This is a genomic window from Methylobacterium sp. J-072, from assembly GCF_022829425.1.
In the GTDB taxonomy this organism is placed as follows: Bacteria; Pseudomonadota; Alphaproteobacteria; order Rhizobiales; family Beijerinckiaceae; genus Methylobacterium.
Genome location: NZ_JAKSYK010000222.1, coordinates 1 through 2,724 on the forward strand (window position 1 = coordinate 1; position 2,724 = coordinate 2,724).

At 64.4% G+C, this 2,724-nt stretch carries 7 protein-coding genes; 3 read left to right on the top strand and 4 right to left on the bottom strand.

All coding sequences use genetic code 11. The features are described from left to right. Positions 1 to 128: 128 nt before the first annotated feature. Positions 129 to 371: a hypothetical protein gene (locus tag MKK67_RS29675; protein ID WP_243972340.1), complete on the bottom strand. Its 243-nt coding sequence runs from the start codon at positions 369 to 371 to the stop codon at positions 129 to 131. Between the two features lie 61 nt (positions 372 to 432). Beyond that, complete coding sequence (locus MKK67_RS29680; RefSeq protein ID WP_243972342.1) at positions 433 to 684, bottom strand: hypothetical protein; 252 nt, start codon at positions 682 to 684, stop codon at positions 433 to 435. Positions 685 to 913: 229 nt separating this feature from the next. Between MKK67_RS29680 and MKK67_RS29685 the strand changes: the two genes are divergently transcribed. Further along, positions 914 to 1,321, top strand: a complete 408-nt coding sequence (locus MKK67_RS29685) for a helix-turn-helix domain-containing protein (RefSeq protein ID WP_243972344.1) — start codon at positions 914 to 916, stop codon at positions 1,319 to 1,321. Here the strand turns inward: MKK67_RS29685 and MKK67_RS29690 are convergent. Continuing rightward, positions 1,312 to 1,737: a hypothetical protein gene (locus tag MKK67_RS29690; protein ID WP_243972346.1), complete on the bottom strand. Its 426-nt coding sequence runs from the start codon at positions 1,735 to 1,737 to the stop codon at positions 1,312 to 1,314. The genes MKK67_RS29685 and MKK67_RS29690 overlap by 10 nt on opposite strands. A gap of 65 nt (positions 1,738 to 1,802) precedes the next feature. Here MKK67_RS29690 and MKK67_RS29695 point away from each other — a divergent pair, with 65 nt between their 5' ends. Together MKK67_RS29695 and MKK67_RS29700 are read left to right on the top strand one after the other, a co-directional pair. Continuing rightward, positions 1,803 to 1,985 carry a hypothetical protein gene (locus tag MKK67_RS29695; RefSeq protein WP_243972348.1) on the top strand — a complete coding sequence of 61 codons (183 nt, stop codon included), beginning with the start codon at positions 1,803 to 1,805 and terminating at the stop codon, positions 1,983 to 1,985. A gap of 88 nt (positions 1,986 to 2,073) precedes the next feature. Further along, positions 2,074 to 2,376: a hypothetical protein gene (locus MKK67_RS29700; protein ID WP_243972350.1), complete on the top strand. Its 303-nt coding sequence runs from the start codon at positions 2,074 to 2,076 to the stop codon at positions 2,374 to 2,376. A gap of 3 nt (positions 2,377 to 2,379) precedes the next feature. On the opposite strand, the gene MKK67_RS29705 is transcribed toward MKK67_RS29700, so the two are convergent. Beyond that, positions 2,380 to 2,598, bottom strand: coding sequence for a hypothetical protein (locus MKK67_RS29705; RefSeq protein WP_243972352.1), 219 nt, complete (start codon positions 2,596 to 2,598; stop codon positions 2,380 to 2,382). Positions 2,599 to 2,724: the final 126 nt, after the last annotated feature.

Genomic DNA, 2,724 nt, shown 5'->3' on the forward strand with positions numbered 1-2,724 from the left:
CCAAAAATGCTTGCAGCCGCCGGAGCTATGGCGTGCCCGAGAATAGTTAATAGGCCGCAACGCTAGCCTTCGAAATCAGGCGCTTGCGGCCCTGCAAGGCAGCGGTGTTGTTTCTGGCAAAGCGACGACTATCGATCCATATTTCGATAGCGGTGGCTGTCTGGACGCAGACCGAGCACGTCCATGACGCGGTCCCGAGCTCCGACGTCGGCGATCGGCGCGCCATTCTCAAGCCTGACGATCACCTCGGGATCCACTTGCGCTAGCGCGGACAAGGTCTCGATCGAGTAGGCCCCACGCAAGCGGGCAGCATGGATCCGCGTCGCTATCGCGGCATTCAGGGTGGTAGGCTCGTCGTCTTGGTCGCTCATGGGCCAGCGGTACGTGCCGGCTCCGGCCGAAGTTTCCCCCGACGAGCTGTTTGAGACTCGGCTACTCCATCCCCGACGGCCGAGGGTGTGGCATGCCAAGCTCGGTCAACCCCAGGAATAGTGCGACGCGCGTCAGCACAGCAAGCGAGAACGTGCAGTCGCTGCCGTTCTCGATGGCCGCTATGACCTCAGGTGCGAGGTGCGCCAACCGAGCAGCGTTGTCCAGGGACAAGCACAGACGGCCGCGTGCCGGACCAGCGTGCGCCGCGAGGTTGCGCAGCACGACGTGCCGCCGCTCCTCGATCTCGTCCATGAGGGGTGCCCCGATCTCAGGAGGGCCTGTCGCCCTCACGAGGGCGATACGATTAAGGCCCATCTCGTGAAACACCCAGGGTTGCACTTGTGCCTTGCACAAGTTGCAGCTGTTGCACCGCGGCACTAACGGTTGTGCGGCGTAATAAGGTACAATCCTGGGTCGGTTTTAGAAGGCTGGACCGGCAGCTGTGCGTTCAGCCTCCCCCTTGTAGAAAGCTGATCCTGCGATGACCTCCACCAATGCGCCGAAGCTGGCGACCGAAGCCGACCGTGAGATCGGCAGCCGCATCGCGGCGGTCCGGGCGGCGCAGGGTCTGAGTCAGACCGCGCTCGGTCACGCCATTGGGGTCAGCTTCCAGCAGGTGCAGAAATACGAGAAGGGTCGCAATCGCATCGGCGCCAGCCGGCTGCAGAGGATCGCCGATCAGCTCAAGGTGCCGGTCGAGACGTTTTTTGCCAGCTCACAAGGAAACGATGACCAGGAGGCCGTTGTCCCGGCCGTCTCCAATGACCCGAAGGTGGTGGAACTCGTCCTCGCGTTCACGGGTATCGCCGACGAGACCACACGCGATAGCGTCCTCTCCATCGTGAAGGCCGCCGCTACGATACAACGAAAGCATGCTGGTCAGGCATAGGGCCCACCGAACAGGTCGCCGAGCGCCTTCCGCCGGAACAGCGTGCGCCGCCGCCGTCTCTGATGCTCCGGCCGATCGTGGATCATGTGGCAGCGCTGGCAGAAGGCTGCGAGGTTGGCGTCCGCGTTGTTGGCCGTGTCGTGATCCCGGTGGGCGGCTGCCAGGACGACGTGGGTCCGGGGAGCCCTGCCGAGGATATCAACGCCAGACCTGACCCGGATCCTGCGCCCCCAACCATCGCGCCACCGGCCGGCCTCGGCGTCCCACCAGCGGCCATCGCCGAGGTGGTAGACCATCTGCCCATGCGGACGCCCGCAGCTCTCACACCGGCCCTGCGCCCGGCCGAACCGGATCGCCATCGACAGCTCGCGCCAGTCGATCGGGTAGAAGAAGCGGTGCTCGGGCCGGATCGGCATGGGGCCGCACTGTGCCACCAAGTGTGAAGGAAGCGTAGCGGTAGAACGCCCCTACCTACCCGTTCATGGACCTGTCCGACCTCGAATTCTGGGCGCTCCTCACCATCGCGATCCTAGGCCTGTTCGTGCCGGTGATCATCTTGTGGTGGAAGGGCCACCCGATCATGTCAATCGCGGTGCTGAGCCTCGGGTTCTGGCCTGGCGCGCTGATCCTAGCGCTGTGGTTGCGACACCGTCAGGATCTGTAACCTCAGTCATGATGGGAGCCTGAACGATACCGACCGTAGAGATGTTTGCTCCTGGGTTGATCGAACCGATCAGCCTGGAGGAATGTCCATGTCGATCAAGACAATCGCTCTCGCTGCCGTGCTCTCCGTCGCCATGGCAGGAGCGGCTTTGGCTCAGACGCCAGCCGGTGGCGGCAGCGCCGAGGGCAACATGAACAACCCAGGCAGTGTGAAGAGCAATTCTGAGAAGTCCATGGAGGCCAAATCAGGCTCGATGAGCACGGGGTCAATGAGCACTGGCACGGGCCCCGGAACCAGCGGTGGCCCGCCGGTCAGCACTCCTGGCGCACCCGCCGGCAGTGGCTCAGGCAACGGCGCTACTGGCAGCGGTGCAGCCCCAAGCGGCAAGTAACATCTAATCGCCCCGCAGTTCCCTCGCTGCGGGGCCACTACGCCGCGCCCGGTCCGCCTCCTCAGCAGCCACTGCCTCCACGGCCGCGATAACATTCTCCAGCTCAGCAACCTGGCGCAGGGCGCTCCCGGCCGGCAGCCCATCGTGTTCGGTCATCGCCAGAATGAGCGTGCGCTGATGCGCCTTCAGGCGTTCGAGGAGGGCGTTGAGCTTGTCGGACATCGGCGGGCTGTAGAGGCCCCGCAATAGCCTCGCAATGCTATCCGTCGCTCAGCCTCGGTGGCGCTCGTGCCGCCACAGCGCAACAGCGACACGCCGAGCTTCATAGGTCTGCCGGAGCGATGTCCC

Excerpts from the sequence above, each read along its gene's own strand:
- MKK67_RS29675 (WP_243972340.1), bottom strand. The coding sequence starts at position 371 with ATGAGCGACCAAGACGACGAGCCTACCACCCTGAATGCCGCGATAGCG.
- MKK67_RS29680 (WP_243972342.1), bottom strand. The coding sequence starts at position 684 with ATGGACGAGATCGAGGAGCGGCGGCACGTCGTGCTGCGCAACCTCGCG.
- MKK67_RS29685 (WP_243972344.1), top strand. The coding sequence starts at position 914 with ATGACCTCCACCAATGCGCCGAAGCTGGCGACCGAAGCCGACCGTGAG.
- MKK67_RS29690 (WP_243972346.1), bottom strand. The coding sequence starts at position 1,737 with ATGCCGATCCGGCCCGAGCACCGCTTCTTCTACCCGATCGACTGGCGC.
- MKK67_RS29695 (WP_243972348.1), top strand. The coding sequence starts at position 1,803 with ATGGACCTGTCCGACCTCGAATTCTGGGCGCTCCTCACCATCGCGATC.
- MKK67_RS29700 (WP_243972350.1), top strand. The coding sequence starts at position 2,074 with ATGTCGATCAAGACAATCGCTCTCGCTGCCGTGCTCTCCGTCGCCATG.
- MKK67_RS29705 (WP_243972352.1), bottom strand. The coding sequence starts at position 2,598 with ATGTCCGACAAGCTCAACGCCCTCCTCGAACGCCTGAAGGCGCATCAG.